23 protein-coding genes are annotated in these 25644 nt (G+C 67.6%); 9 read left to right on the top strand and 14 right to left on the bottom strand.

The features are described from left to right. Position 1 precedes the first annotated feature (1 nt). The 4 genes from DQG15_RS04210 to DQG15_RS04195 are packed head-to-tail and all read right to left on the bottom strand — an operon-like array spanning position 2 to position 3424. Positions 2 to 1045, bottom strand: coding sequence for a low specificity L-threonine aldolase (locus DQG15_RS04210; protein ID WP_116082984.1), 1044 nt, complete (start codon positions 1043 to 1045; stop codon positions 2 to 4). Further along, positions 1045 to 1557, bottom strand: a complete 513-nt coding sequence (locus tag DQG15_RS04205) for a YcgN family cysteine cluster protein (protein WP_370454158.1) — start codon at positions 1555 to 1557, stop codon at positions 1045 to 1047. Before DQG15_RS04205 ends, DQG15_RS04210 begins: the two co-directional genes overlap by 1 nt. Then, positions 1554 to 2489 (bottom strand): bifunctional riboflavin kinase/FAD synthetase, encoded by a 936-nt coding sequence (locus DQG15_RS04200; RefSeq protein WP_116082982.1) that lies wholly within the window; start codon positions 2487 to 2489, stop codon positions 1554 to 1556. The genes DQG15_RS04205 and DQG15_RS04200 overlap by 4 nt, the downstream gene beginning before the upstream one ends. Before the next feature lie 53 nt (positions 2490 to 2542). Next, complete coding sequence (locus tag DQG15_RS04195) at positions 2543 to 3424, bottom strand: TIGR01459 family HAD-type hydrolase (RefSeq protein WP_116082981.1); 882 nt, start codon at positions 3422 to 3424, stop codon at positions 2543 to 2545. 176 nt (positions 3425 to 3600) lie between these two features. On the opposite strand from DQG15_RS04195, the gene DQG15_RS04190 reads away from it, so the two are divergent. Beyond that, positions 3601 to 4065 (top strand): GNAT family N-acetyltransferase, encoded by a 465-nt coding sequence (locus DQG15_RS04190; RefSeq protein ID WP_116082979.1) that lies wholly within the window; start codon positions 3601 to 3603, stop codon positions 4063 to 4065. Between the two features lie 70 nt (positions 4066 to 4135). On the opposite strand, the gene groL is transcribed toward DQG15_RS04190, so the two are convergent. Both groL and groES read right to left on the bottom strand, forming a co-directional pair. After that, on the bottom strand, positions 4136 to 5782 hold the full coding sequence (gene groL / locus DQG15_RS04185; protein WP_116082978.1) for a chaperonin GroEL: 1647 nt from the start codon (positions 5780 to 5782) through the stop codon (positions 4136 to 4138). Between the two features lie 50 nt (positions 5783 to 5832). Continuing rightward, positions 5833 to 6120, bottom strand: a complete 288-nt coding sequence (groES, locus tag DQG15_RS04180) for a co-chaperone GroES (RefSeq protein WP_116082976.1) — start codon at positions 6118 to 6120, stop codon at positions 5833 to 5835. 340 nt (positions 6121 to 6460) lie between these two features. On the opposite strand from groES, the gene DQG15_RS04175 reads away from it, so the two are divergent. Continuing rightward, positions 6461 to 6823: a hypothetical protein gene (locus DQG15_RS04175; protein WP_116082975.1), complete on the top strand. Its 363-nt coding sequence runs from the start codon at positions 6461 to 6463 to the stop codon at positions 6821 to 6823. Between the two features lie 19 nt (positions 6824 to 6842). Here DQG15_RS04175 and DQG15_RS04170 read toward each other — a convergent pair whose 3' ends face one another. Together DQG15_RS04170 and DQG15_RS04165 are read right to left on the bottom strand one after the other, a co-directional pair. After that, the gene (locus DQG15_RS04170; protein ID WP_116082973.1) at positions 6843 to 7448 is read right to left on the bottom strand and encodes a hypothetical protein; all 606 of its coding nucleotides are present in this window, start codon (positions 7446 to 7448) and stop codon (positions 6843 to 6845) included. Between the two features lie 2 nt (positions 7449 to 7450). Then, positions 7451 to 9337 carry a YadA-like family protein gene (locus tag DQG15_RS04165; protein ID WP_232830703.1) on the bottom strand — a complete coding sequence of 629 codons (1887 nt, stop codon included), beginning with the start codon at positions 9335 to 9337 and terminating at the stop codon, positions 7451 to 7453. 226 nt (positions 9338 to 9563) lie between these two features. Here DQG15_RS04165 and DQG15_RS04160 point away from each other — a divergent pair, with 226 nt between their 5' ends. Continuing rightward, positions 9564 to 10484, top strand: coding sequence for a manganese-dependent inorganic pyrophosphatase (locus DQG15_RS04160; RefSeq protein WP_116082971.1), 921 nt, complete (start codon positions 9564 to 9566; stop codon positions 10482 to 10484). 90 nt (positions 10485 to 10574) lie between these two features. Here the strand turns inward: DQG15_RS04160 and DQG15_RS04155 are convergent, their stop codons facing one another. Then, on the bottom strand, positions 10575 to 11948 hold the full coding sequence (locus tag DQG15_RS04155) for an L-serine ammonia-lyase (protein ID WP_116082970.1): 1374 nt from the start codon (positions 11946 to 11948) through the stop codon (positions 10575 to 10577). 156 nt (positions 11949 to 12104) lie between these two features. Between DQG15_RS04155 and rpiA the strand changes: the two genes are divergently transcribed. From rpiA to wrbA, 5 genes are all read left to right on the top strand, one after another. Then, positions 12105 to 12890 (top strand): ribose-5-phosphate isomerase RpiA, encoded by a 786-nt coding sequence (gene rpiA, locus DQG15_RS04150; protein ID WP_116082968.1) that lies wholly within the window; start codon positions 12105 to 12107, stop codon positions 12888 to 12890. Positions 12891 to 12945: 55 nt separating this feature from the next. Next, positions 12946 to 14313, top strand: coding sequence for a glutathione-disulfide reductase (gene gorA, locus DQG15_RS04145; protein ID WP_116082966.1), 1368 nt, complete (start codon positions 12946 to 12948; stop codon positions 14311 to 14313). An 82-nt stretch (positions 14314 to 14395) separates the two neighbouring features. Then, positions 14396 to 15631, top strand: coding sequence for an FtsH protease activity modulator HflK (gene hflK, locus DQG15_RS04140; RefSeq protein WP_116082964.1), 1236 nt, complete (start codon positions 14396 to 14398; stop codon positions 15629 to 15631). 1 nt (position 15632) lies between these two features. Next, entirely contained in the window at positions 15633 to 16769 is a 1137-nt protein-coding gene (gene hflC, locus DQG15_RS04135) for a protease modulator HflC (protein ID WP_116082963.1), read from the top strand. Positions 16770 to 16964: 195 nt separating this feature from the next. Next, positions 16965 to 17558, top strand: a complete 594-nt coding sequence (gene wrbA, locus DQG15_RS04130; RefSeq protein ID WP_116082961.1) for an NAD(P)H:quinone oxidoreductase — start codon at positions 16965 to 16967, stop codon at positions 17556 to 17558. A 120-nt stretch (positions 17559 to 17678) separates the two neighbouring features. Here the strand turns inward: wrbA and DQG15_RS04125 are convergent, their stop codons facing one another. The 4 genes from DQG15_RS04125 to DQG15_RS04110 are packed head-to-tail and all read right to left on the bottom strand — an operon-like array spanning position 17679 to position 23339. After that, positions 17679 to 19223 carry a Ppx/GppA family phosphatase gene (locus DQG15_RS04125; protein WP_116082959.1) on the bottom strand — a complete coding sequence of 515 codons (1545 nt, stop codon included), beginning with the start codon at positions 19221 to 19223 and terminating at the stop codon, positions 17679 to 17681. A 54-nt stretch (positions 19224 to 19277) separates the two neighbouring features. Next, entirely contained in the window at positions 19278 to 21482 is a 2205-nt protein-coding gene (locus DQG15_RS04120; protein WP_116082957.1) for an RNA degradosome polyphosphate kinase, read from the bottom strand. 28 nt (positions 21483 to 21510) lie between these two features. Continuing rightward, the gene (locus DQG15_RS04115; RefSeq protein ID WP_116082955.1) at positions 21511 to 22197 is read right to left on the bottom strand and encodes a DnaA ATPase domain-containing protein; all 687 of its coding nucleotides are present in this window, start codon (positions 22195 to 22197) and stop codon (positions 21511 to 21513) included. Continuing rightward, the gene (locus tag DQG15_RS04110) at positions 22194 to 23339 is read right to left on the bottom strand and encodes an AI-2E family transporter (RefSeq protein ID WP_116082953.1); all 1146 of its coding nucleotides are present in this window, start codon (positions 23337 to 23339) and stop codon (positions 22194 to 22196) included. The genes DQG15_RS04115 and DQG15_RS04110 overlap by 4 nt, the downstream gene beginning before the upstream one ends. Before the next feature lie 185 nt (positions 23340 to 23524). Between DQG15_RS04110 and proS the strand changes: the two genes are divergently transcribed. Continuing rightward, positions 23525 to 24862, top strand: coding sequence for a proline--tRNA ligase (gene proS, locus DQG15_RS04105; RefSeq protein ID WP_116082952.1), 1338 nt, complete (start codon positions 23525 to 23527; stop codon positions 24860 to 24862). A 64-nt stretch (positions 24863 to 24926) separates the two neighbouring features. Here the strand turns inward: proS and DQG15_RS04100 are convergent, their stop codons facing one another. Next, on the bottom strand, positions 24927 to 25634 hold the full coding sequence (locus DQG15_RS04100; protein WP_116082950.1) for a glutathione S-transferase N-terminal domain-containing protein: 708 nt from the start codon (positions 25632 to 25634) through the stop codon (positions 24927 to 24929). Positions 25635 to 25644: the final 10 nt, after the last annotated feature.

Raw genomic sequence — 25644 nt, 5'->3', positions numbered from 1 at the left:
GTCAGCCCGCGCGGGCCGCCTCGACGAACGCGTCCACCATCTCCTCCTTTGCGGACCAGTCGCAGACGAGACGTGCGCCGATGCGCGCCGCGCCGTCCCCCTCCAGCGGCGCCATCGTCGCGTAGCGGGCGCCCTTGGCATGGAGCGCGGCATGAAGCGCGCGGGGGGCCTCGAAGAAGATCATGTTGGCCTCGTGGCGGTGCATCAGGCTGATATCGGGCACGCTTGCCAGCCCCTCGGCGAGCCGGGCACAGGTGGCATTGGCGCGGCCGGCGAGATCGAGCCACAGGCCGTCCGCCAGATAGGCCTCCATCTGCGCCGTGAGATAGCGGTGCTTCGAGAAGAGATGCGCGCCGCGCTTGCGGCGCAGGTCGAACTCCCACGCCTTCTCGGGATCGAAGATCACCGCCGCCTCGACGCCCATACAGCCGTTCTTCGTGCCTCCGAACGACAGCGCGTCGAGGTCCCGCACAAGGTCGGACGGCGCGCAGCCCAGGGCAGCGACGGCATTGGCAAAGCGCGAGCCATCCATGTGGACCGGCAGCCCGTGCGCCCGGGCGACGCCCGCGAGCGTCGTCACCTCGTCCACCGTGTAGAGCGTCCCCCGCTCGGTCACATTCGTCAGGGAGACCGGTCCGGCCTGCACCTGGTGAACGGAGCGGCCGCCGGTGGCGGAGGCGGTGATCGCCGCTTCGAGCGCATCCGGGTCCATCTTGGCATCCGGCCCGGTCACGAGGGTCAGCTTGGCGTCCGAATAGAATTCCGGCGCGCCGCACTCGTCCTGTTCGATATGGGCGAGCTCGTGGCAGAAGATCGTGTCCCACGGGCGAGACAGGGTCGCGAGAAGGAGAGCGTTCGCCGCCGTCCCAGTCGCCACGAGCCTCACCTCCGCCTGCGGCGCGCCGAGGATCTCCCGCAGCCTCGCCGTCACGCGATCCATCGCGTCTTCCGCGCCGTAGGACGGAAGGTAACCCTCGTTCGCCGCGCTCAGGGCCTCCATCACACTGGGATGGACCGGGCCGGTATTATCGGATGCGAAGAACATCAGACCTCTCCTTCGATCAAGTAGTCCTCCCAATCCTCCTCAGGCACGTCGAACTCCGAGACGGTGATGTTCCGGCAGGACACGCCGGCCTTGTGGACCGTGGCGGGATCGCCGGAGATCAGCGGGTGCCAGTCCTCCAGCGGCCGGCCCTCCCACAGGAGGCGATAGGCGCAGGTCACGGGCATCCAGTAGGCGTTCGTCGCGATGTTTGTCGGGGAGAGCGTCACGCAGTCGGGTACGAAGGAGTGACGGGTCTCGTAATGGGTGCAGCGGCAGGTGGCATCGTCGAGGAGGCGGCAGGCGATGCGGGTATAGGCGACCTCGCCGGTCTCCTCGTCCTCGAGCTTGTTCAGGCAGCACTTGCCGCACCCGTCACAGAGCGCTTCCCATTCCGCGCCCGTCATCTCCGGCAGCGGAACGTTCTCCCAGAATTGCGGGCGCAGGCCCTGCTTCTCGCCCGGCTTGCGGGCGGGCTTCGGGGCAGGGCGCCTGTCGCGCCGGGGCCGGCTCACAGGGCCTCCAGCACGGCGCGGGCTTCTGCCTTGTCGCGGTCCATCTGGGCGATCAGCGTCTCGATGCCGTCGAACTTTTCCTCCGGGCGGAGAAACTCGACGAGGGCGACGGAAATTTCGGTGCCGTAAAGGTCGCCGTCGAAGTCGAAGAGGAACGTCTCCAGCTTCGCCGCGCCGCCGTCGAACATGGGCCGTACGCCGAGGGACGCGACGCCCTGCCACGAGCCGGCATGGGGGCCGTCCAGTATGTCGACGAGTACGGCATAGACCCCGAGCTTCGGCAGGAGGAGCCCCTCCATTCCGAGATTGGCGGTGGGGTAGCCGAGCGTGCGGCCCCGCTTGTCGCCGTGCTCGACCGGTCCGTCGACGCGGTGCCAATGGCCGAGCATCGCGGCGGCATCCCGGGGGCGGCCCTCTTCGAGCGCCGCACGCACGCCGCTCGAGGAGACGCGGGACGCGCCGTCCCCAAGGCCGAAAGCGGGCAGGATCGTCACGCCGAAGCCGTTCGTCTCCCCCAGCCGGACAAAGGCCTCGGCATCCCCGGCGCGGCCCTTGCCGAAGCGGAAATCCTCGCCGACGACGGCATGGGTGAGGCCGAGGGTTGCGGCACAGATCTCGGCGCAGAACGCCTCCGGGGAGAGGTCGCGCACCCGGTCGAACTCGATCTCGAACAGAAGATCCAGCCCCAGCTTCTCCAGCCTGTGCGCGCGCGTATCGGGCCGCATCAGCCGGAAGGGCGGGGCGTCCGGCGCAAAGACCTCGCGCGGATGCGGCTCGAAGGTCAGCACGGCACGGGACGCGTCCGGCGCGGCCTCCCGCGCGCGGTCCAGAATGGCCTGATGGCCCAGATGCACGCCGTCGAAATTCCCGATCGCCGCGCAGGCGCCCCGGTCGGACGGCAGGACATCGTCGATCGTTCGGATGCGCCTCATGGTCCGCGAGGTAATCCCAGCTTGGCGGAAGGGCAAGCCGTCGGGGCGCAGCGTCAGCGGAGTTGGCCCATGGCATAGGTGGCCGGAACCTGCTCTTCGGAGAGATGTGCGTCGAGCCGGGCAGGATCGGGCTGGCCAGCCGGCCCTTCGCCGGTTCCGGTTTCCTTCAGCGACAGGCCCCCTGTGATGAAGAGGCTGTCCATCCCCTCGCCGAGCGCGCCGCGAATATCCGTGGCCGGGCCGTCCCCGATGCACAAGATGCGGTCGTCCGAGACGGGGGCGACCTCGACGAGCCGGCGCCGGGCAAGGTCGTAGATCGGCGGATGCGGCTTGCCGAAGTAGAGCGATGTGCCGCCCATCTCCTCGTAGAGCTTCGCGACGGCGCCGGCGCACCATTCCCGCTTCTCGCCGCGATCCACGACGATATCGGGATTGGCGCAGAGAAGCTTCATTCCCTTGGTCTTGGCGTAGAGCAGTTCGCCGCGCAGGACGGAGGGATCGGCCGTGCTGTCGAAGGGGCCCGTGCAGACGATGCCCTCGGCCTCGTCCAGGGGCACGGTGCGGATCTCGGCGGGGCTCTTCAGAAGGTGGATCGGCTCGAAGAACGGCGCCTCCTCGGGCGTTCCAATATGGAAGACGCGTGTCCCAACGGCGCCTTCGAACATCGCGAGGCGCGCGCTGTCTCCGGAGGTCGCGATGGTATCCCAGGCCTCGTGCGGGACGCCGAGCTCGTCCAGCTGCTTCTCCACCTCGGCGCGGGGGCGGGGGGAGTTGGTCAGAAGGACGACCTTGCCGCTGCTCTTGCGGAACGCCACCAGCGCGTCGACGGCGCCTTGGTGCGCGCGGACCCCGTCATGCACGCAGCCCCAGAGGTCGACGAAGGCCGCGTCGTACTGTGTCGCGATCTCGGACAGGCTTTCGATGATGCGGACCATGCTGGCTGTCTCCCGTCTGATACCGGCGCGCCGGTGCGCCCTTCGTCCGCCCCCTACCGCATGGAACCTGCGCCGCCCAGCCAAATGAGACGGGCGGGGGGCCGCGCCGGCACGATTGTTTTTGCGGCCTGGCAGGTTCAGAACGGAGCCCCCGAACCGATTGCGGAGATCCGCCCATGATCACCAGACCCGTCACACCCACCGATGCGCCGCGCATCTCCACCATGCTTCAGGCCCACGTCGCCGCCGGCAAGCGCAGTTCGCCGGCGGACGAGGCCTTCGTGCTCGAGCGGTACATCGACGATCCGGCCCGCATCGCGTGCACCCTTGCGGAGGATGACGCGGGGAGCCTCCTGGGGTTCCAGTCGCTGACGCTCGCCGCCGAGGGGAATCCCTACGGAACGCCCGCGGGGTGGGGCATCATCGGCACGCATGTTGCACCGGGTGCAGGGCGCGGCGGTGTCGGATCGCGGCTTTTCGAGGTGACGCAGGCGGTCGGTCTGGAGGTTGGCCTGCGGGATATCGAGGCGGTGATAGGCGTGCGGAACGTCGAGGGGCAGGCCTATTACGAGAAGATGGGCTTCATCACCCACCGCCTTGAGGGTGACGCCATCGCCAAGCGGTACCGCTACGGTCGCTGAGCCCCGCCGCTCCAACGAAAAGGGGCGCTCCCGAAGGAGCGCCCCCAAAGATCCGGATGGATCGGCTGACTTACATCATGCCGCCCATGCCGCCCATGTCGGGCATGCCGCCGCCGGCGCCGCCCTGGCCTTTCGGCTCGGGCTTGTCGGCGATCATGGCTTCCGTGGTGATCAGAAGCGCGGCCACGGAGGCTGCATCCTCGAGCGCGGTGCGGACGACCTTCGCGGGGTCGATCACGCCGAACTTGAACATGTCGCCATACTCTTCGGTCTGCGCGTTGAAGCCGAAGGACAGATCCTGGGATTCACGGATCTTGCCGGCAACCACGGAGCCGTCGACGCCGGAGTTCTCGGCGATCTGGCGCAGCGGAGCTTCCAGGGCCTTACGGACGATGGCGATGCCGGCGTCCTGATCGGCGTTGACGCCGGTGAGACCGTCGAGGGCCTTGCCGCCCTGGACGAGGGCGACACCGCCGCCGACGACGACACCTTCCTGAACCGCGGCGCGGGTTGCGTTGAGCGCGTCGTCGACGCGGTCCTTACGCTCCTTGACCTCGATTTCGGACATGCCGCCGACGCGGATGACGGCGACGCCGCCGGCCAGCTTGGCAACACGCTCCTGGAGCTTCTCACGGTCGTAGTCCGAGGTGGTCTCTTCGATCTGCGTGCGGATCTGGGAAACGCGGGCCTCGATCTCGGCCTTTTCGCCGTGACCGTCGACGATGGTGGTCTCGTCCTTGGTGATGTTCACCGTCTTGGCGGAGCCGAGCATGTCCATCGTGACATTCTCGAGCTTCATGCCGAGATCTTCGGAGATCACCTGGCCGCCCGTGAGGATCGCGATGTCCTGGAGCATGGCCTTGCGACGGTCGCCGAAGCCCGGGGCCTTGACGGCAGCGATCTTCAGGCCGCCGCGCAGCTTGTTGACCACGAGGGTCGCCAGCGCTTCGCCTTCCACGTCCTCGGCGATGATGAGGAGCGGCTTCTGGGACTGGATGACCTGCTCGAGGAGCGGCACGAGCGGCTGCAGCGAGGAGAGCTTCTTCTCGTGCAGAAGGATCATGCAGTCGTCGAGTTCGGCGACCATCTTGTCGGGGTTGGTGACGAAGTAGGGGGAGAGGTAGCCGCGGTCGAACTGCATGCCCTCGACGACTTCGGTCTCGGTCTCGAGGCCCTTGTTCTCCTCGACGGTGATGACACCCTCGTTGCCGACCTTCTGCATCGCGTCGGCGATCTGACGGCCGATCTCGGCCTCGCCGTTGGCGGAGATGGTGCCGACCTGGGCGACTTCGTCGCTGTCCGTTACGTCGCGGGCGGCGTCACGGATGTGCTGCACGACCTTGGACACGGCGAGGTCGATACCGCGCTTGAGGTCCATCGGGTTCATGCCGGCGGCGACGGACTTGAGGCCGTCCTTGATGATCGCCTGGGCGAGAACGGTGGCGGTGGTGGTGCCGTCGCCCGCTTCGTCGTTGGTGCGGGAAGCGACTTCCTTCACCATCTGGGCGCCCATGTTCTCGAACTTGTCCTCGAGCTCGATCTCCTTGGCGACCGACACACCGTCCTTGGTGATGCGGGGGGCGCCGAAGCTCTTCTCGATGACGACGTTACGGCCTTTGGGGCCGAGCGTGACCTTCACCGCGTCGGCGAGGATGTTCACGCCCTTGAGCATGCGGTTGCGGGCATCGGTGTCGAATTTGACGTCTTTTGCAGCCATGTGATGCTACTCCTGACTAATGGTATTGAATTGGGAAGGAGGGACGTCGCTCAGGAAATGATTCCGAGGATGTCGCTTTCCTTCATGATCAGCAGCTCTTCGCCATCGACGGTCACCTCGGTGCCGGACCACTTGCCGAACAGGACCTTGTCGCCTTCCTTGACGGCCATCGGAGCCAGCTCTCCGCTATCCTTGCGGGCACCTTCGCCGGCCGCCACGATCTGGCCCTCGGCGGGCTTTTCCTTGGCGCTGTCGGGGATGATGAGACCGCCCTTGGTCTTCTCGTCGGATTCGACGCGGCGAACCAGGACACGGTCGTGCAGGGGTTTGAATGCCATTTGGAACGCTCCTCGCGCATTGGATTTCATCTGTTGTCACTCACCGGGTGCGAGTGCCAACGGAGCTGATCTAGGGATACCCGCGGGACGTGTCAATACGGCGTCGGGGACCCATTGCGGTCAGCAGGGGGGGCGTGATCGGCCGCAGCGCGAATGCGCCGAAGGACGGTCGGGAGGCATCCGAAATCCGAAGCCGGAAGCGCTGGTGATGCCGCGGGATCGAGCCCTCCCGCGGCTTGTCCTGCCCCAATGAAGAAACCGCGTTGCGAGGGAACACACCGGCCCTCCGCCGGCGTTTGTCAGGTGAGTGTTTGAGCGAACGCAAGGGAAAGGATTTGCCATGACCGATGCGACCGATGACGACATCTGGGATCACGAACGCCGGTTCTGGACGGGTCACGCCGCCTTCCACGACAAGACCGTTCCAGCGGACACGATCATGGTCTTCGGCCCGCCACTTGGCGTGACCAAGGGCGACGAGGCCCGCAAGGCGCTCGACGAGGCGCCGGACTGGAGCGGTGTCGAAATGAGCGAGAAGAGCATCGCGCGCCCGGCGAAGAATGTCGCCGTGACGGGATATCTCGCCGAGGGCGATGCCGGGAACGGCGCGATCCACCGGGTCTACTGCACGTCGGTCTGGATCGCGCGGGACGATGGCTGGGTCCAGGCCCAGCACCAGCAGACGCCGGCGCCGGACCACTGATCCCGCCGCTGGTCGGGCGTCACTCGGCCTGCGGATCGGGCGCCTGATCCCCGCCGTCGGCATTCGGCGGGGCCGCGTCCTGTCCGGGAACAGGCGCTGGAGCCGGGGTCGGTGCGGGGCCGGGAGCCGGGGCCTGCCGCTCAGTCCTGTCGATTGGTGCGAAGCCGCCGACGCTCATGCCGTTCACGCGCCACGCGGCCTGCACCTGTTCGAAGGTCAGATCGAAGCTGATATGCTCCGGATAGGCCGGAACGTACCCGACGAGCCGCAACTGCCGGGAATCCGGCGTCGTCTCGAACCGAAGAATCTCAGGTTCGAGCGCCAGCGCCGGGAGGAGGTCCGGCCCCGCGCTTCTCAGGTTCGAGAAGAAGGCGCCGAGCGCCGCCGGATCGTTGGTTGCGGCGAAGGACGGCGCCGCGATGTCCCTCAGGACGGTGTAGTTGCCGGTCCTGTTCGCCTGCGAGATGGCGGCGAGCGTGTCCCGGATCAGCGCGGTGGCGTAGCTTTCCTCGATCGTGACGCCACCCGGGGCGGTCAGGACTTGTGCAGACAGGGGAGCGGCGAGGCCCCCCGAGACGAGGAGCACCGCCGCAAGAAGCGGCGGTGCGAGTTTGCTGATGGTCATGCTCAGAACGAGTAGGAGAAGCCGACGCGGCCGCCGGTCGAGCCGTGGTCGAAGCCGTGTGCGACACCGAGGTCGATCTGCATGTTGCCGTTGACGCGGTACCCGAAGCCGAATGCCGCCGCGGAGGAGCCTTCGAAGAAGCCAAGGCCGCCGGACATCGCGAAATCCGAGCCGGGCGCGACGTAGGGCGCGCTCATGGCCATCGCCATGGCGATGCCTTCCTCGTTGCGGTCGATGTCGTCGGACATGTCCTCGAACTGGTCCTGAAGCTCCGCGACGCCGGCCCCGAGGGCGCTGATCGCCGGCATCATGGTGGTGTCCACCGCGAGGTTGCCGGCGGCATCGGACGTCACCACACCGACGGGCGTTCCCTGCGCCGCCGTGCTGGCCTCGGACGTGACGCCGGCCAGCGTGTAGGTGTTGGCCGCGTTGCCGACGGAGACCTGGTTCGCCCGGGTCGTCGTCACGCCTTGGCCGATGGCGACGGCGTTCGACTGCGCCGCATTCGCTCCGTTGCCGAAGGAGAGGGAATTCGCCCCGCCCGCGGAGGACTGGTTTCCGAGGGCAACGGCGTTTTCACCAGAAGCGCTCGCGGCCTCGCCGACCGCGAGAGAGCGGACACCGGTCGCCGAGGCGAGGTGACCGAAGGCCTGCGCGCGCTCGGCGGTCGCTTCGGACCGCCAGCCGATCGACGTGGTGCCGGCACCGTTCGCCGCCGCCTCGCCGCCGAGGACTGTGGAGCTGTTGCCGATGGAGGAGGCACCTGCGCCGATGGCGATGGAGTCGACCCCGGAGACGGTTGCGCCGGCGTTCTGGCCGCTATCCTCGGTGCCATCTTCGCCGTCGGCGTTGTTGTTGCCGCCGATCGCGATGGAGCCGACACCCGATGCGCTGCTGTCCTCGCCGATCGCGACGGCCTGCAGGTTGGTCGCGCTGGCCTGGTGGCCGACGGCGGTGGCGAAATCGTCCGTCGCTTCCGACTGCCAGCCGAGAGCGGTCGTCCCCGGGCTGGTGGCGTTGCTCTCGCCGCCGATGGCCGTGGTCGAGGGGCCGGCTGCGTTCGCCTCGTCGCCGATGGCGAGGGCGTCAGCGCCGTTCGCGACCGATTCATTGCCGATGGCGGTGGCATTGTCCGACTGGGCATCGGCGTTCTCGCCGACCGCGAGGGAGCGTACCCCCTGTGCCGTCGCAAGGTGGCCGAAGGCCTGCGCGCGTTCGGCGGTCGCTTCGGAGCGCCAGCCGATCGCCGTGGTGCCGGCGCCGTCCGCTACGCCCTCGCCGCCGAGGACGGTGGAGCTGTTGCCGGTGGAGGAGGCACCCGCGCCGATGGCGATGGAATCCACCCCGGAGACGGTCGCGCCGGCGCCTTGGCCGGTGTCGTCCGTGTCATCTTCGCCGTCGGCATTGTTGTTGCCGCCGATGGCGATGGATCCGACACCGGACGCGTCGCTGTCCTCGCCGATCGCGACAGCTTGCAGGTTGGACGCGCTGGCCTGGTGGCCGACGGCGGTGGCGAAGTCGTCGATGGCTTCGGATTGCCAGCCGATGGACGTCGTTCCCGCGCCGGTCGCGTCGCTCTCGCCGCCGATGGCCGTGGTCGAGGGGCCGGACGCGTTCGCTTCGGAGCCGATCGCGACACCGTCCACGGAGTCCTCGGTCACAAGGGCGCTTTCGCCGAGAGCAACGCCGTTCGTGGCCCCGGTCTCGACGGTTGCACCGGCGCCGATGGCCACGGAGTTGGTCGCGTTGGCCGTGCCGCCGCCGGCGTCATAGCTTTGGGCGATTGCGGAGCCGGCGCCGAGGGAGAGGGCAAGAACGGAGGCGCAGGACAGCCGCAGGGCGGACGAACGGACGGACGCGCGCTGAGCGCGTTCGATTTCAAAGAACATGGAGATCCCCAGGTTACAGACAAACTTTTCAAGCAGGGCTGCCCCTCCCCAACGCGACGCGGCCCCTCGGCAACTCTGCCCCAAGGTTAACGCTGCGTCCGTCGCCCTGTCGTCTCCGAGTCCGATTGAGGCGGGAATGTGGCATTTGAGCCGCGTGCCGCACCCCCATGACATTGCGCCTGCGTCCCGCTAGATACGCCTCGAACGTCGACAGAGGATTTTCGCGATGACCCTTCAGGTATTCGGCCACAAGGCCCCCGACACCGACGCCACCTGCTCCGCAATCATCTGGGCGTGGTATCTCTCCGAACATCGCGGCACGCCCGCCGTCGCGCGCATTCTCGGCGAGCCCAACACCGAGGCTGCCTTCGTCCTGCAGCGCTGGTCCCTCGAGCGCCCCGAGATCATCGAGGACGTCGCGCCGGGCGATGCCGTCGTGATCGTGGATACCAACAACCCCGCGGAGCTGCCCGCCGGAATCGCCGAGGCCGACATCCGCGAGATCATCGACCACCACAGGCTGACCGGCGGCCTCGAGACCACGGTGCCGATCAACATCACCGTCCGCCCCGTCGCCTGCACCGCGACGATCCTGCATGACCTGATGGGCGCCGATGCGTCGACCATGCCCGAGGGCATCAAGGCGGCGATGCTGTCCTGCATCCTGTCCGACACGCTGGAATTCCGCTCCCCCACCACCACGGATGTCGACCGTGCGCTGGCCGAGCAGCTTGCCGGTGAACTGGACATCGTGATCGCCGATTACGCCGAAGAACTCTTCGCCGCGAAGTCCGACGTCTCCCGCTTCTCCGAAGCCGAGCTTCTGAGGATGGACAGCAAGGAATGCGAGGTCGACGGCACCAAGTACCGCGTGTCCGTCCTCGAGACCACGAGCGCCCAGTCGATCCTCGCCCGCAAGGAGGCGCTGAAGGATGCGACCGCCGCAGTGGCCGCCGAAGATGGTGTGGACGAGGTCCTGCTCTTCGTTGTCGACATCCTGCGCGAGGAAGCGACGATGCTGATCCAGAACGAGCGCGTAAAGGGCGTGGCGGAGCGCAGCTTCGATACGACCGTGTCGGGGGATACCGTGGTCCTGCCGGGCGTGATGAGCCGCAAGAAGCAGATCATTCCGGCCCTCAAGGGCTAGGATTATCCAAGGGGGAGCGCGCCGCAGCCGGGGCGCGCTCCCCTTGCGATGCAGGCCGCGTCGACTGCGCGGGGCGGCTCCCGCACACTTTCAGCAGTTCGGCACGTTCACCGCGAGGCCGCCAAGCGCGGTCTCCTTGTACTTCTCGCTCATGTCGGCGCCGGTCTGGCGCATCGTCTCGATGCAGGCGTCGAGCGGGACGAGGTGCTCCCCCGATCCGCGGAGCGACAGGCTCGCCGCGCTGATCGCCTTGACCGCGCCAAGGCCGTTGCGCTCGATGCAGGGCACCTGAACGAGGCCGCGGACGGGGTCGCAGGTCATGCCGAGATGATGCTCCAGGGCGATCTCGGCGGCGTTCTCCACCTGCGCCGCGTTCGCCCCCAGGACCGCGCTCAGACCAGCCGCGGCCATCGCCGCCGCGCTGCCGACCTCGGCCTGACAGCCGGCCTCCGCCCCCGAGATCGAGGCATTGCGCTTCACGAGACCGCCGATCGCAGCCGCGGTCAGCAGAAAGTCCGGTAACCGGTCACGGGTGGCGCCCGGCACATGGTCGAGCCAGTAGCGTATGACAGCCGGGATCACCCCGGCCGCGCCGTTCGTGGGGGCGGTGACGACCTGACCGCCAGCGGCGTTCTCCTCGTTCACCGCCATGGCATAGGCCAGGGTCCAGTCGTGGATCGTATGCGGTGCGGAGAGGTTGCGGCCGTACTCCTCCTTCAGGGCCCGGACGATGGCCGGAGCGCGGCGCTTGACGTTGAGGCCGCCGGGCAGGATCCCTTCGGTCTCGAGGCCGCGCGCGATGCAGGCCTCCATCACCTCCCAGAGCCGCTTGATCCCGGCGTCGATCTCAGCGCCGGACCGGCGGGCACGCTCGTTCCTCAGCTGCACCTCGGCGATGGTGAGCCCCTCCCGCGCGCAGACCTCCAGAAGCCCGGCAGCCGTGGAGAAGGGCAGGGGGAGGGCGGGGCCGGTCTCCTCTCCCGGGCCGGTCTTCAGCTCGTCCTCGGTGACGACGAAACCGCCGCCGACGGAGTAGTAGACCTCCGACAGGATCACGTCGCCCTGCGCGTCCGTCGCCATGAGGCGCATGCCGTTGGCGTGGCCGGTGAGCGGGGTGTCGTAATCGAAGACGAGGTCGGAGGCGGGGTCGAAGGCGAGGGGGCCGAAGCCATCGGGCGTCACGGTCTTCTCCAGGCGAATCCGCTCCAGTGCCGCGTCCGCCGCGTCCTTGTCGTAGGTTTCCGGCTCGAACCCGGCGAGGCCGAGGATCGTGGCCCGGTCCGTCGCATGGCCCACACCGGTGAAGGCAAGCGATCCGTGGAGGGAGGCACGCAGGCCGTGGGGCTGGAAGGGGGAGGCGCGCAGCCGCGACAGGAACCGCGCGGCGGCGACCATCGGTCCCATCGTGTGGGACGAGGAGGGGCCTATTCCGACCTTGAAGATATCGAAGACGCTCAGGAACATGAACCGCAGCCTAGCACCCTTTCGCCGGCGACATGACCCGCAAGCGACGCAACGCCGCGCAAAGGCGGTCGATGAGGCCGTATTCGGGCCTCGCCGCTGGACCGGATTCGCCCTATAAGCGGCGAAACCTCAAGGATGAGCCGGAGTCCGACGACGATGCCCGAGACCCTATCCCCCATCGAGCGGGCGAAGCACGCCGCCGCCTGGCGCGCCGCCGCGTTCGTCGAGAGCGGGATGCGCGTGGGACTGGGCACCGGCTCGACCGCGGCATGGATGGTCCGGCGGCTCGGGGAGCGGGTGGCCGAGGAGGGCCTGCAGATCGTCGGCGTGCCGACCTCGTCGCGCACCGCCGACCTCGCCCGGCAGGTCGGCCTCACGGTCGCCTCGCTCGACGAGGCGAAATGGCTCGACCTGACCATCGACGGGGCGGACGAGTTCGACGGCGCGCTCAATCTGGTCAAGGGCGGCGGCGGGGCGCTTCTGCAGGAGAAGATCGTCGCCACGGCCTCCGACCGGATGATCGTGATCGCGGACGCGGCGAAGGAGGTCTCCGCGCTCGGCTCCTTCCCGCTGCCCGTGGAGGTCGTCCCCTTCGGCTGGCAGACGACCAAGGCGCTGGTCGTCGAAACGCTGGTGAACATGGACGTGCTCGGCCGCGAGGCCACGCTGCGCATGAACGACGACGTGCCCTACGTCACGGATGAGGGGAACTACATCCTGGATCTGAACCTCCTTCGGATCGGCAATGCGCGGCAGCTATCGCTGGTGGTGAACCAGATACCGGGCGTGGTGGAGAACGGGCTCTTCATCGACGTCTGCGACATGGTCGTGATCGGGCATGGGGACGGTTCGGTCACCCTTCGCGACCCCTCCGGGACCGCGGCGCACAGCGCGGCGCCGATCGAAGGCGAGAGCGGCAACATCTTCGCCGAAGGCGACTGACAGGCCCCGCCCGGCGCGGCGGGGAAGACGCAAGACAGGCAAGCGGAACGACATCATGGACTTCGACTACGATCTCTTCGTCATCGGCGGCGGCTCGGGCGGCGTGCGCGCGGCCCGGCTGGCCTCCGCCGAAGCCGGCGCGAAGGTTGCGCTGGCCGAGGAAAGCCGCATGGGCGGCACCTGCGTCATTCGCGGCTGCGTGCCGAAAAAGCTGATGGTCTTCGCATCGGAGTACAACGAGAAGATCCGCGAGGCGTGTGATTACGGCTGGGACACGGGCCCCACGACGTTCGACTGGTCGACCTTCCGTCCAAAGATGCATGCCGAGCTCGACCGGCTGGAGGGCATCTACCGCCGCAATCTCGAGAAAGCCGGCGTCGAGATCTTCGACAGCCGTGCGCGCCTCAAGGACCCTCATACCGTCCAGTTCGCGAACGGCGTGACCAAGACGGCCAAGCACATCCTCGTCGCCGTCGGTGGCTGGCCGGTCTTCCCGCCCATCGAGAATGCCGAGGAACTCGGCATCTCCTCCAACGACGTGTTCCACCTCGACACGCTGCCCGAGCGGCTCCTGATCATCGGCGGTGGCTACATCGCGTGCGAGATGGCCTGCATCTTCAACGGGCTCGGCTCCGAGGTGCATGTGTGGCAGCGCGGCGGCCAGATCCTGAACGGCTTCGATGAGGAAGCGCGCGGCCATATCGCCGAGGACATGACGTCCCATGGCATACAGCTTCACTCGGGGACGAACATCCACGAGATGACGCGCCACGAGGATGGCGTGCGCATCCGGGTGAAGAGCACGACCGGCAAGGACGAGGTGTTCGACACCGTCCTCTTCGCGACGGGCCGGAAGCCCAACACCGCCGACCTCGGCTGCGAGGAGGCGGGGCTGGAACTCGGCCGCCACGGCGAGATCGTGGTGGACGATTACAGCCAGACAGCCGTTCCGTCGATCTACGCCATCGGCGACGTGACCGGCCGCATGGAGCTGACCCCCGTGGCGATCCGGGAGGGGGCCGCTTTCGTCGAGACCGTCTTCAAGGGCAACCCCACGAAGCCCGATCACGACCTCGTCCCGACTGCGATCTTCACCCAGCCCGAATACGGCAGCGTCGGAATGACGGAGGAGGAGGCGCAGGCCGAGCGGCCGATCGACGTCTACTGCACCTCCTTCCGGCCGATGCAGCAGGCCTTCATCGACCGCGAGGATCGCGTGATGATGAAGCTCATCGTCTGCAAGGAAAGCCGCAAGGTGCTGGGGTGCCACATCGTGTCTGACCACGCCGGGGAGATGATCCAGTTCGCCGCGATCGCCATCAAGATGGGCGCGACGAAGGAGGATTTCGACCGGACCGTGGCCGTCCACCCGACCGTCGGCGAAGAAATGGTAACCATGAAGACGCCCACGCGGTCGGGCTGACATTCGCGTCAGGGCGCTTGCGCATCGGCGCGGGTCCGCCCACCTTCTAACAAAGTGAACATCTGAGGAGGAACCCGAGGATATGGCAGGCAATAACGGCGGCCCCTGGGGCGGCAGCGGCGGCAATTCCGGCGGAGGCCGGGGGCCCGGCGGATCCGATCCCGAGGGCCCCGGAGGCAACGGTCCCCGCCGTCCGGCCGGCAACGGCTCCGGGCAGGGCATGTCCGAGATCGACCAGATCGTGCGCAAGGGGCAGGAGCAGCTCCGCGTCCTCATGGGCGGCAAGGGCAACAACGGCGGCGATCCGAACCGCGGCGGCGGCGGTGGCGGCGGTGGCTTCCACCTGTCCCGCGGCACCTTCGTGCTCGCGGCCCTCGTCGCGGTCGTGCTCTGGGCTTTCGCCTCGCTCTACTCGGTGCGTCCCGAGGAACAGTCCGTCGAGCTCTTCCTCGGCGATTACTATTCCACTGGCAACCCGGGCCTGAACTTCGCTCCCTGGCCGCTGATCACGCATGAGGTGATCCCGGTGACGCGCGAGCGCACCGAGCAGCTCGGCGTGCCCGGCGACAGCTCTCCGGGCGAGCAGGACGGACTGATGCTGACCACCGACGAGAACATCGTCGACATCGACTTCGAAGTGGTCTGGAACATCTCCGACCCCGCCCGCTTCCTGTTCAACCTCGCCGAGCCCGAGGCGACGATCCGCGCCGTGTCCGAAGCCGCGATGCGGGAAGTCATCGCCCAGTCGGAACTCGCTCCGATCCTCAACCGGGACCGCGCGCTCATCGCCGATACGGTTCAGACCCTCATCCAGGACACGCTCGACGCCTACGACGCCGGCGTGAACATCGTCCGTCTCAACCTCGACAAGGCCGACCCGCCCGCCGAGGTGATCGACGCGTTCCGCGAGGTGCAGGCAGCCGAGCAGGAGCGCGACCGTCTCCAGCGGCAGGCCGATGCCTATGCCAACCGGGTTCTTGCCGGCGCGCGCGGTGAAGCGGCCCAGACGCTCGAACAGGCCGAAGCCTACCGCGCCGAGGTCGTGAACGCCGCCCTCGGTGAGGCGAGCCGCTTCACCTCCGTCGTCGAGGAGTACCGCAAGGCCCCCGAGGTCACGCGCAAGCGTCTCTACCTCGAGACCATGGAGCGCATCCTCGGCAATGTGAACAAGATCATCCTCGACGAGGATACCGGCGCCGGCGGACAGGGCATCGTTCCCTACCTCCCGCTGAACGAGCTGCAGCGCGGCTCGGCGGGCGGCGCATCCCAGCGCAGCGGCCCTGCCGCCGCACAAACCACGTCCACGGGAGGCAATTGATATGGGCAAGGCCGCAATTTCGCTGATCGTGGCGGTGGTGATCCTCGTCGTCGTCGCGTCCTCCTCGCTCTTCATCGTCGACGAGCGGGAAAAGGCCCTCGTGCTCCAGTTCGGGCAGATCAAGGACGTGAAGGAGGAGCCCGGGCTCGCCTTCAAGATCCCGCTGATCCAGGAGGTGGTGCGCTACGACGACCGGATCCTCGCGCTCGATACCGACACCATCGAGGTCACCCCCTCCGATGACCGGCGCCTTGTCGTGGACGCGTTCGCGCGCTACCGGATCTCCGACGTGATCCAGTTCCGCCAGGCCGTCGGCGTGGGCGGAGAGCGGGCCGCCGAGGATCGTCTCGAGGGCATCCTCAACCCGCAGATCCGTGCCGTGCTCGGCTCCGACGGGGTCACGTCCAACACGATCCTGTCGGCGGATCGCTCCGATCTGATGAACCGGATCACCGAGCAGGCGCGCGCGCGCGCCGAACCGCTCGGGCTCTACGTCATCGACGTGCGCCTGAAGCAGACCAACCTGCCGAGCCAGAACCTCGACGCGACCTTCGCGCGAATGCGGGCCGAACGGGAACGCGAGGCGGCGGACGAGATCGCTCGCGGCGAGGAAGCCGCGCAACGGGTCCGCGCCCAAGCCGACAGGACCGTCGTGGAACTCGTGTCCGAGGCGCAGCGGGAAGCCCAGATCGTCCGCGGTGAAGCCGAGGCGGAGCGCACGCGCATCACCGCCGACGCCTATACTTCCGATCGGGACTACTTCGACTTCTCCCGCTCCCTCGAAGCGATGGAGACCGCGCTCGGCGGTGAGAACTCGTCCATGGTGATCACGCCGAACAACGAGTTCTTCACCTATCTCAACGGCACCGGCGCCCTGCCGGATATCGGTCCGGATGCCGGCACCGATGCGGCCGCGGGAGACGAGGAAGACGCTGCGGCGGGCACCGTAGAGGGCGCCGATACCGGCGTGACGCTCGATGCGGCCCCCGCGTCCGGCGATGCCGAGGCGGATGCTCCCGAAGCGGACGCCCCCGAGGCGGACGATGCCGAGACCGGCACGGATGCAGAGGCGAGCGAAGGGGCCGAGGAGGCTCCGGCGCCCGAAGGTGCGACCCTGCAGACCACCACCACCAACTGAGCCGCCGCGCTCATCGACCTGAGAGAAAAGGGCGCCGCTTCTTCCCGAAGCGGCGCCCTTTTACTGTGCGCCGCACGCCTCTTGCCGCATCCCGTGCGACATCGCACCTGCGTTGTGCGCGCACCGGGCTGGATCACCCGCGCGCTTCGCCTCATGTTGCGGTCGAGATTTGAATCAACAAACCGGAGTAATTCCATGGCCGACGTCAAGCTCGCCGTCATCTTCTACACGACATACGGCACCAACCACGCGATGGCCGAGGCCGCCGCCGACGCCGCCCGCGAAGCCGGCGCCGAGGTTCGTCTCCTCAAGGTCCGCGAGACCGTGCCCCAGGACATCATCGACGGTCAGGAAGGCTGGAAGGCCCAGCAGGAAAAGATGGCTGACATCCCCGAAGTGTCCCCCGAGGACATGGAATGGGCCAACGCCTATCTCTTCTCCGCGCCGACCCGCTACGGCAACGTCGCCAGCCAGATGCGCGCGTTCATCGACACGCTCGGTCCCCTCTGGCAGGACGGCAAGCTGGCCAACAAGCCGGTCAGCGCCATGACCTCGACCATGACCGATCATGGCGGCCAGGAAAGCACCCTGCTGGCGATGCACACCACGTTCATGCACTGGGGCTCCATCATCGTGCCGAACGGCTACACCGACCCCTCGATCTTCGAGTTCGGCGGAAACCCCTACGGCTATTCCCAGAAGGCCGGTGAGATCTCCCCCGAGGGCCTGAAGGTCATCCAGCACCAGGGCCGTCGCATCGTCGACGTGGCCCGCAAGATGGCCAGCTGATCCTGGAGGGCCCGTCCGCGCCTCCGGGTGCGATGACGGGCCTGCAAAAGCAGGAACGCCCTCGCATTGCAGTGCGAGGGCGTTCTTCGTTCGGAGCGCGGGCAGGGCGGTGCTGCGGTGTCAGCCTCTCGTCAGCTTGACCTGCGTATCGCATTTCAGCGCCTTGCCGAGGGAGGCGAAACGGGCGGCGGCGACCTCGCCGTAAAGGGGGGCGGAGCTGGGCGGCAGGAGCAGTTCGAGCGAGCCCTTGCGGGGGTGGTAACGCAGCTTTCCCATGCGTTCGGGTTGCGCCATGGAGAACATCGCGCCGAACCGCAGGGCCTTTCCCAGCACCTCGGCGCGCCAGATCTGGTTTTCGTCCAGCAACTTCAGCACATCGTCGAAGCGGGTGCCGGGCCGGGAATTCTTGTAGCGGTGCAGGAGAGCGAGGCCGAGAAAGACGCGGCCCTCGTGGTCGATCCCGCCGAGGTTCGAGCGGGTGGCGTTGTCGAAGCAGAGCTCGGCGCGGTAATCCGGATGTGCGCGCCAGGAGACGTCGTGAAGCAGGCAGGCGGTCTTGATCAGCCTCGCGTCCACCTTGCCGGTCGTGAAGAGGGGCGAGACGAAATCGTAGAGCACGCGGCCGAAGCCGGGCAGGCGTGCATTCATCGCTTCCGAATGGCGCGCGGCTTCGATCAGGGGATCGCGTGCACGTAGCCGCTCCGGCATCTGCTCGTAGAGCAACCCCTCGCGGATCCCGTAAGCGGAGACGTAGATCTCCTTCGTCCCCATCGTGGACATCAGGCGCCGCAGCACCTCGCCGGCGATCGGCACGAGGGAGATCCGCGCCGAGGATAGGCCGACGTCGCCACGCAATTCCTCGAGATCGAAATCCGCCACCCAGTCCAGCGTGGCGCGAACGGATTTCGGCGTCATTCGGTAATCGTGAAGGACGGAGAGCGGATAGCCCCTGCGATGCATGTCGAGCTTCGCGATGGCCCGCCAGGAGCCGCCGACGAGGTAGAGTCGCTTGTGCGGACCGCAGACCTCCTTCAGCCGCTCGAGCTCGGCGTCGATCTCCTTCTGGCGCCCCTTCTTGCCGGACTTCACGCTTTCGAGCCGGAGCGGGCCGAGGGCGGAGGTGGCGCGCTCGCCGACCTGTCCCGCCTCGATCCGCGCGAGTTCCATCGACGAGCCGCCGATATCGCAGGCGAGACCGTCCGCTCCGGGCCAGCCGAGAAGGACGCCCTGCGCCGACAGGCGGGCCTCTTCCTCGCCATCGATGACCTGGAGCCTGAGGCCCGTCTCGCGGAATACTTCCTCGCAGAAGTCCGGCCCGTCATCGGCGTTGCGCACGGCGGCGGTCGCGGTGGCGGAGAGGGGCGGGATCTCCATGCCCTCGGCCAGGGAGACGAAGCGGCGGATGGCGGACAGGGCGCGGATACGGCCCTCCGGGTTCAGCTTGTTGCCACCGCCGTTGTTCATGCCCGACCCGAGGCCGGCCATGACCTTCTCGTTGTAGAAATAGGCGGGAGATCGGGCTGCGCCGTCGAAGACGACGAGCCGGACCGAATTCGATCCCACGTCGATCACGCCGACGCGGGAGAGCGCGCGAGCGGCCGGATCCTCGAACAGGGGGCGTCCGAAGAAGCCCCTGTCCGTCTGTGCCTCGGGTGTGCCGTCCATCGCTCGGCTCCTCGGTCGCTTCGTCTATCTAACTGCGGTGCAGCGCGCCTCAGGTCAATCCTTCGTGTGCGCAAGTTCCGGTACGTCCGACGCGCCGGCGGACCCGCGGCCGGACAGGCTGGGGTTTTCCATGAAGAAGCGGTGGCAGTTGAAAGGCTTTTCGGAATTGGCCTCCGTCACCCCCCTGACCCAGGTTCCGTCGGGCCCGAGAACCCAGCTCTGCGCCTCGTCGGCGAGGTTGGCGGCGAGGATCTGGCTCACGATTTGAGCCTTCACGGTCGGGTTCGTCGTCTCCACCAGCGTCTCCACCCGGCGGTTGAGATTGCGTCCCATCCAGTCGGCCGACGACAGGAAGACCCGCGCCTTCCGGGAGGGCAGGCCATGGCCCGCCCCGAAGCAGACAATACGGGAATGCTCGAGAAAGCGCCCGACGATGGACTTCACCCGGATCGTCTCGGACAGCCCCCGTATGCCGGGACGGACGCCGCAGATGCCGCGGATCACGAGGTCGATCCGGACGCCGTCGCGGCTCGCGGCGTAGAGGGCGTCGATCACGTCGGGTTCGATCAGCGAGTTCATCTTCGCCCAGATCTGCGCCGGCCGGCCGGCGCGGGCGTGCTCCGCCTCCGCCTCGATCATCTCGATCAGGCGGGACTTGAGCGAATGGGGAGAGATCGCGAGGTTCTCGAGGCTTTCGGGCTGGGCGTAGCCGGACAGGTAGTTGAAGACCTTTGTCGCATCGCGTCCGAGCGCCGGGTCGCAGGTGAAGAAGCTGAGGTCGGTGTAGAAGCGCGCGGTGATCGGGTGATAATTTCCGGTGCCGTAATGGGTGTAGGTGACGAGTTTGCCGTTCTCCCGGCGCACCACGGTGCTGATCTTGGCGTGCGTCTTGTAGTTGACGAAGCCGTAGACGACATGCGCGCCCGCCCGTTCGAGGCGGCGGGACTGGCGGATATTGGCAGCCTCGTCGAAGCGCGCGGCGAGCTCCACGAGGGCGGTGACGGACTTGCCGTCCTCGGCCGCCTCGCAGAGCGCCTCCACGATGGGGGAGTTCTTCGAGGTGCGGTAGAGCGTCTGCTTGATGGCGAGTACGTCGGGATCCCGCGCCGCCTGCTGCAGGAACCGCACCACCATGTCGAAGGTCTCGTAGGGGTGGTGGAGGAGCATGTCCTTCTGCCGGATGGCCGAGAACATGTCCCCGTCGTGGTCCTGGACGCGCTCGGGCACGCGGGGCGCGAAGGGCGGCCAGAGCAGGTCCGGCCGGCTCTCCACGACCAGTTCGGCGACATCGGCCATGCCGATCAGGCCGCGGATCTCCACCACGTCCTCCATGGTGATGTGGAGTTCGGGCAGGATCACCTTGCGCAGGCCGTCCGGCGCGCCGTGAGACAGCTTGAGTCGGATCACCTCGCCGCGGCGGCGGCGCTTGAGGGCGGTCTCGAACTCCCTGACGAGATCCTCGGCCTCCTCTTCCACTTCGAGGTCGCTGTCGCGCAGGACGCGGAACGTGCAGTGATCGCGCAGGGTATAGCCGGGGAAAAGGCGCCCGAGGTGCAGCAGAAGCAGGTCCTCGAGCATGAAGAAGCGTTGCGCCCCGTCCTTCGGCGGCAGCGGCACGAAGCGGGTGACCTGCTGCGGGATCGGCAGGAGGGCCTGAAGCGGCCGCCCGTCCGCATCGCGGCGGAGCTGCACCGCGAGGGAGAAGCCGCCCGAGGGGATGAACGGGAAGGGGTGCGCGGGGTCGATCGCGAGGGGGGAGAGGACCGGAAAGACCTGCTCGAGGAAGTGCTGCTCCAGATGCCGGCGGTCGGCCTTGGTCAGCCGCGAGGGGGATAGGATTTGAATACCCTCCCGCTCCAGCGCCCGGCGCAGGTTGGCCCACGTCGTCTGCTGCGCCCGCATCAGGCCACGGGCATTTTCGTGGATGAGGGCGAGCTGCTCGGCCGGGGTGAGCCCGTCCGCGGACGGGGTGGTGTTGCCGGCACGCGCGAGCTCCATCAGGCCGGCGACGCGGACGGTGTAGAACTCGTCGAGATTGGTCGCGGAGATGGACAAGAACCGGACCCGCTCCAGAAGCGGCACGCTCGGGTTCATCGCCTCCTCGAGCACGCGCCAGTTGAACTTCAGCCAGCTGATCTCCCGGTTGAAGAAGCGCGCCGGCCCCGATGCCTCTACCAGCGGCAACGCCACCGGCGCCGGCGCCGCGCCGCGCAGGAAATCGGCGATTCCAACCTTGCTGGTCCCCTCCGGACTGCTCATCGAATGCTCCTCAAGGCGGATCGTTGTTCTAGTCGGGCAGGATATCCGCACCGTCTTCAGCGCCCAAGACATCGCGCGCGAGCTTGGTGCCGATCGGACGGCCGCTCGCCAGCGCCGCGTCGTCGAGCGCGGCGACGAGGCGTACGGCCTCGGCGGCGGACCGCTCCATGCGGCGCAGGAGGTAAGCCACGAGGCTGGGCGGCGGGGCGATCTGGCGGTCGTCGAAGAGCTTGACGATCATCGCTTCGAGCAGGCGATCGTCCGGCGGCTGCAACTCGACGGAGGCGGCCCCGCGCAGGCGGCTGCCGAGATCGGGAAGCGTTACCGGCCAGAGCGCGGGATCGCCGTCCCCGGTCAGCAGAAGATGCCCGCCCTCGGCGAGCGTCAGGTTGTAAAGATGGAACAGCGCCCGTTCCCGGGCGGGATCCCCGGCCACGAGATGCGCATCGTCCACCGCGACGTCCCCCGGAATCGCGTCCGCCTCGGCGAGGGCCGCGCCGGAGATCAGCCGCGCCCCGGCCTCTCGGGTCCAGACATGGGCGAGGTGGGTCTTGCCCATGCCCTTGGGCCCGCGGATCAGCAGCGCCCGGCCGGGCCAGTTGCGCCAGCCGTCGATGGCCGCGACGGCGGCGCCGTTCGCTTCGGAGACGAAGTAGTCGCCGCGGGTGCGGCCCGTTCGGACGGGCAGGTCGAAGTAGAGCTGTCGGGTGGTCATTCTGTCTTTACGGGCGGGCCGTCATCGGGAGGGGCTTCGCGATCGTTGGCATAGGAGCGCTCGAGATGGTGGGCCGGCATGTGGGTTTCCCCGGAGACACCGCGGTAGAGCGGGCCCTCCTTGTACTCGTCGACGAGAAACCGCGCGATCACGCCAAGTGCCGCCGCGACCGGAACTGCGACCAGAAGGCCGACGAAGCCGAAGAGGGCGCCGAAGGCGGAGAGCGCGAAGAGCAGCCAGACCGGGTGCAGGCCGACCGAGGTGCCGACGAGCTTCGGCGTCAGGATGTTGCCCTCGACGAACTGGCCGACCTGAAAGATCGCGTAGACGAGGACGATCATCCACCAGTCTCCCCAGAACTGGAACAGCGCCAGCCCGATGGAAAGCGCACCGCCGACGAAGGCGCCGACGAAGGGGATGAAGGTCAGGAAGCCCGCGAGCGCCCCTGCGACCAGTCCGAACTTCAGCCCCACCAACATGAGCGACACGGCGTAGAAGGTGCCGAGGATCAGGCAGACGAGCCCCTGTCCACGAATGAACCCGGCCATGGTATGGTCGATGTCCCGCGCGAGCTGACGGATCGTCGGGGCGCCGTCCCGGGGCAGGAGGCTGTCGATGCTGGCCACCATCCGGTCCCAGTCGAGCAGGAGATAGACCGAGACGACGGGGACGATGACCAGAAGGACGATGACGTTCACGACGCCGGAGAGCGACGTCATCAGCCCCTGCATCAGCTCGCCGCCGCGGGACTGGATCGTCTCGCCGATGGAAGAAAGCGACTGCCGCACGACGGAGGTGTCGTCCATCAGGTCCGGGAATCGTTCGGTGAGCGCGGCCTGCAGGTTCGCGACCATCTCGGGCGCCGCCTCGAACAGATCGATTGCCTGCCGCACGAGGGTCGGCACGACGAGCAGCATCGCGACGGCGAAGACGCAGATCCCGACCAGCGTGATCACCAACACCGCGAGGGACCGCTTCAGCCCGAGCCGCTCCAGCCGGTCGGCGAGCGGATCGAAGATGTAGGCAATGGCGCCGCCGAGGACGAACGGAAGGATGACGTCGCCCAGGATCCACAGAACGACGAGGAACACGATGGCGGCCACCATCCAGATCGCGGCCTGATGTTTCATCGGTAGCGCCATGTCGGCTGCCCCTGTTGCCTGCGGGATGGTGTCGCTCCAATCGCTCAAGCGACCCTGCAATGCAAGCAGCGTGGGGCGCGGTTGTTCCGCCCTTGCCACGGCTTGCCCGGAATGGGCGGTTCGCGTAACGCTCCGGCCCGACCCGTCCGCCCCTCTTTTCCGTCTCTCGCCCGGAGCCAGATCCCATGCGCCTCAGCCGCTACTTTCTTCCCGTCCTCAAGGAAACGCCGGCCGAGGCCCAGATCGCCAGCCACCGGCTGATGCTGCGCGCCGGCATGATCAAGCAATCCTCGGCCGGCATCTACTCGTGGCTGCCGCTGGGCTACCGCGTCCTGCGCAACATCGAACGGATCGTCCACGAAGAGCAGCAGCGCGCGGGCCACATCCCGATGCTGATGCCCACCCTGCAATCGGCGGATCTCTGGCGCGAATCAGGGCGTTACGATGCCTACGGCCCCGAGATGCTGCGCATCCGCGACCGTCACGACCGGGACATGCTCTACGGCCCCACGAACGAGGAGATGATCACGGACATCTTCCGCTCCCACGTCGCCTCCTACCGCGATCTGCCGATGACGCTCTACCACATCCAGTGGAAGTTCCGGGACGAGGTGCGCCCCCGGTTCGGCGTGATGCGCGGGCGCGAGTTCTTCATGAAGGACGGCTACAACTTCGACGTCTCCTACGAGGACGCGATGTATGCCTACGACCGGCACATGGTCTCCTATCTGCGGACCTACGAGCGGATGGGCCTGAAGGCGATCCCGATGAGAGCCGATTCGGGACCGATCGGCGGCGAGGACACGCACGAGTTTCTCGTCCTCGCGGAGACGGGCGAATCGGAAGTGTTCTACGACTCGGCGATTACCGACCTCACGCTCGGCGATCGCGCCATCGACTACGACGACCGCGCTTCCCTGCGCGCGGTCTGCGAAGAATGGACCACGCCCTACGCCCGCACCGACGAGACCCATGACGAGGACGTCTACGCCGGCATCCCCGAGGAGCGCCGCCGCACGTCGCGCGGCATCGAGGTCGGCCAGATCTTCTATTTCGGGACCAAGTATTCCGATGCGATGGGGGCCATCGTCACCAACGAGGACGGCGAGCGCGTTCCTGTCCACATGGGATCCCACGGCATCGGCGTCTCCCGTCTCGTCGGCGCGATCATCGAGGCGAGCCACGACGACAAGGGCATCATCTGGCCCGAGGGCGTGACCCCGTACCGGGCCGGGATCGTGAACCTGCGTCAGGGCGATGCAGAGGCGGATGCCGCCTGCGAGCAGCTCTATGCCGCGCTCGGCGATGCCGGTCTCGATCCGCTCTACGACGACCGGGACGAGCGGGCGGGCGCCAAGTTCGCGACGATGGACCTCATCGGCTTGCCGTGGCGCATCACCGTCGGCCCCCGGGGTCTCGCCAAAGGGGTGGTCGAACTCACGTCCCGCCGCACCGGCGAAAGCGAGGAGATGCCGATCGACGCTGCCGTCGAGCGTCTGCGCGCGATCTACGCCGGGGTCTGAGCCGAAGGCGCCGTGATCCCGGGCGCCGCGATCCCGGGCGAGTGACGGGATCGCGGTGCTGCTCTCAGTACTTCCGGCCGAAGAGCACGTCGGTGGTCGCCTTGTCCTGCGTCGCGCTCTGGCGCAGCTCGGCATGCACCGCGGCCCCGGCCTTCACGGCCGGGCGAGAGCCGACTGTCTCCAGCCAACGGGCCATGTTCGGCTTGTCCTCCAGCGTCTGCTGCTGCCCCTCCCATCCCTTCGCCCAGGGCCAGATCGCCATGTCCGCGATGGAGTAGAAGTCTCCCGCCACGAACTCCGTCTCGGCCAGTTTCCGATCCAGGACACCGTAGAGCCGGGCGGTTTCGTTCCGGTAGCGCTCCTTGGCATAGGGGAGGTCCTGGGGCGGATCCATCTGCGGCGCGTATTTCAGGAAATGGTGCGCCTGGCCCGCCATCGGGCCGAGGCCGCCCATCTGCCACATCAGCCACTGGTCGACGGCGATGCGGTCCCGCTGGGTCGGGCCGCAGAACTGTCCGGTCTTCCGCGCGAGATATTGCAGGATCGCACCCGATTCGAAGATCGAGACCGGTGCGCCGTCCGGCCCGTCCGGGTCGACGATGGCTGGCATCCGGTTATTCGGGGCGATCTTGAGAAAGTCCGGCTCGAACTGCTCGCCCTTGCCGATATTCACGAGGACGACCTCGTAGGGCAGTCCCATCTCCTCGAGGGCGATGGTGATCTTCCAGCCATTGGGCGTGGGCCAGTAATGAAGCTCGATGGGCGGGGTCATGGGGCCTCCC

It is taken from the genome of Tropicimonas sp. IMCC34011 (assembly GCF_003390865.1).
GTDB lineage: Bacteria > Pseudomonadota > Alphaproteobacteria > Rhodobacterales > Rhodobacteraceae > Tropicimonas_B.
This window is presented reverse-complemented; position numbering and strand designations above follow the sequence as displayed.

What these genes read in the sequence shown, in the direction of transcription:
- DQG15_RS04210 (WP_116082984.1), bottom strand. Translation starts at nt 1,045, where the DNA reads ATGTTCTTCGCATCCGATAATACCGGCCCGGTCCATCCCAGTGTGATG.
- DQG15_RS04200 (WP_116082982.1), bottom strand. Translation starts at nt 2,489, where the DNA reads ATGAGGCGCATCCGAACGATCGACGATGTCCTGCCGTCCGACCGGGGC.
- DQG15_RS04195 (WP_116082981.1), bottom strand. Translation starts at nt 3,424, where the DNA reads ATGGTCCGCATCATCGAAAGCCTGTCCGAGATCGCGACACAGTACGAC.
- DQG15_RS04190 (WP_116082979.1), top strand. Translation starts at nt 3,601, where the DNA reads ATGATCACCAGACCCGTCACACCCACCGATGCGCCGCGCATCTCCACC.
- groL (WP_116082978.1), bottom strand. Translation starts at nt 5,782, where the DNA reads ATGGCTGCAAAAGACGTCAAATTCGACACCGATGCCCGCAACCGCATG.
- groES (WP_116082976.1), bottom strand. Translation starts at nt 6,120, where the DNA reads ATGGCATTCAAACCCCTGCACGACCGTGTCCTGGTTCGCCGCGTCGAA.
- DQG15_RS04175 (WP_116082975.1), top strand. Translation starts at nt 6,461, where the DNA reads ATGACCGATGCGACCGATGACGACATCTGGGATCACGAACGCCGGTTC.
- DQG15_RS04170 (WP_116082973.1), bottom strand. Translation starts at nt 7,448, where the DNA reads ATGACCATCAGCAAACTCGCACCGCCGCTTCTTGCGGCGGTGCTCCTC.
- DQG15_RS04165 (WP_232830703.1), bottom strand. Translation starts at nt 9,337, where the DNA reads ATGTTCTTTGAAATCGAACGCGCTCAGCGCGCGTCCGTCCGTTCGTCC.
- DQG15_RS04160 (WP_116082971.1), top strand. Translation starts at nt 9,564, where the DNA reads ATGACCCTTCAGGTATTCGGCCACAAGGCCCCCGACACCGACGCCACC.
- DQG15_RS04155 (WP_116082970.1), bottom strand. Translation starts at nt 11,948, where the DNA reads ATGTTCCTGAGCGTCTTCGATATCTTCAAGGTCGGAATAGGCCCCTCC.
- rpiA (WP_116082968.1), top strand. Translation starts at nt 12,105, where the DNA reads ATGCCCGAGACCCTATCCCCCATCGAGCGGGCGAAGCACGCCGCCGCC.
- gorA (WP_116082966.1), top strand. Translation starts at nt 12,946, where the DNA reads ATGGACTTCGACTACGATCTCTTCGTCATCGGCGGCGGCTCGGGCGGC.
- hflK (WP_116082964.1), top strand. Translation starts at nt 14,396, where the DNA reads ATGGCAGGCAATAACGGCGGCCCCTGGGGCGGCAGCGGCGGCAATTCC.
- hflC (WP_116082963.1), top strand. Translation starts at nt 15,633, where the DNA reads ATGGGCAAGGCCGCAATTTCGCTGATCGTGGCGGTGGTGATCCTCGTC.
- wrbA (WP_116082961.1), top strand. Translation starts at nt 16,965, where the DNA reads ATGGCCGACGTCAAGCTCGCCGTCATCTTCTACACGACATACGGCACC.
- DQG15_RS04125 (WP_116082959.1), bottom strand. Translation starts at nt 19,223, where the DNA reads ATGGACGGCACACCCGAGGCACAGACGGACAGGGGCTTCTTCGGACGC.
- DQG15_RS04120 (WP_116082957.1), bottom strand. Translation starts at nt 21,482, where the DNA reads ATGAGCAGTCCGGAGGGGACCAGCAAGGTTGGAATCGCCGATTTCCTG.
- DQG15_RS04115 (WP_116082955.1), bottom strand. Translation starts at nt 22,197, where the DNA reads ATGACCACCCGACAGCTCTACTTCGACCTGCCCGTCCGAACGGGCCGC.
- DQG15_RS04110 (WP_116082953.1), bottom strand. Translation starts at nt 23,339, where the DNA reads ATGGCGCTACCGATGAAACATCAGGCCGCGATCTGGATGGTGGCCGCC.
- proS (WP_116082952.1), top strand. Translation starts at nt 23,525, where the DNA reads ATGCGCCTCAGCCGCTACTTTCTTCCCGTCCTCAAGGAAACGCCGGCC.
- DQG15_RS04100 (WP_116082950.1), bottom strand. Translation starts at nt 25,634, where the DNA reads ATGACCCCGCCCATCGAGCTTCATTACTGGCCCACGCCCAATGGCTGG.